Raw genomic sequence first — 507 nt, 5'->3', positions numbered from 1 at the left:
CTGCTGCGTGCCGCCGATCAGCCGTTCTTCAACGCCTCTCCGCTGAGCCTGGGTTCCCTCTCCGACACCCAGACCGGCGATGACCTGATGAGCTACGTGCAGTCGTTCAGCGGGGATGCCCGGGAGATCTTCGAGCACCTGGAGTTCGAGGGGTTCGTCCAGCAACTCACCGCCAACAACCTCCTTTACCAGGTGGTGCAGCGCTTCGCCGCCATCGATCTGAGCCCGCAGCGGCTCTCCAACTACGGCATGGGGCTGGTGTTCGAGGAGCTGATCCGCAAGTTCGCGGAAAGCTCCAACGAGACCGCCGGGGAGCACTTCACCCCCCGGGACATCGTGCACCTGACCACCTCCCTGATCCTCACCGGTCAGGAAGACCGGCTGCAACCGCACCGGATCGTCACCGTCTATGACCCCACGGCAGGCACCGGTGGCTTCCTCTCCGAGAGTGACGAGTACATCCAGCAGGTCAGCGAGGACGTGACCGTGTCCCTGCATGGTCAGGAG

General features: G+C 63.9%; 1 protein-coding gene. It reads left to right on the top strand.

What is annotated here, in order from left to right:
- The coding region (locus tag LPW29_RS15350) for a class I SAM-dependent DNA methyltransferase (protein ID WP_238628733.1) at window positions 1-507 on the top strand (507 nt) is incomplete at both ends.

Source organism: Ectothiorhodospira sp. 9100 (assembly GCF_022227565.1).
Lineage (GTDB): Bacteria > Pseudomonadota > Gammaproteobacteria > Ectothiorhodospirales > Ectothiorhodospiraceae > Ectothiorhodospira > Ectothiorhodospira marina.
This window is presented reverse-complemented; position numbering and strand designations above follow the sequence as displayed.